This window comes from Mesorhizobium sp. M2D.F.Ca.ET.226.01.1.1, from assembly GCF_004022705.2.
GTDB lineage: Bacteria > Pseudomonadota > Alphaproteobacteria > Rhizobiales > Rhizobiaceae > Mesorhizobium.
Map to the genome: position 1 here is coordinate 1 of NZ_RZOY02000114.1, position 297 is coordinate 297.

The 297-nt window shown below is 66.0% G+C and carries 1 pseudogene; it reads right to left on the minus strand.

The window, feature by feature from the left end:
- Nucleotides 1-178 precede the first annotated feature (178 nt).
- Nucleotides 179-297: pseudogene (locus tag EN869_RS34015) on the minus strand (sugar ABC transporter permease); the annotation flags it as partial.

Consider the following 297-nt stretch of genomic DNA (forward strand, 5'->3'; position numbering starts at 1 on the left):
GCACCCTGCCGGCTGCGATGATGGCGCGGATTTCGGCGCGACAGGAGCCGCAGTTGGTGCCGGCCCTGGTCGCCTCGCCGATGGCCTCGACGGTTCCGCAGGAGAACAGGATCGCTGGCGAGACGAGCACCAGGGCCGCGAAGAACAGACCGATCCGGTTGAGGAGCCGCGACGTCATCTATTTGCCCTCCGCGTTGATCCATTGCGAGCGCTGGCGCAGCATCAACAGGACGAAGGACAGCGCCACGATCACGACGAGGAACACCACGGCCATGGCCGAGCCGTAGCCGATGTCGT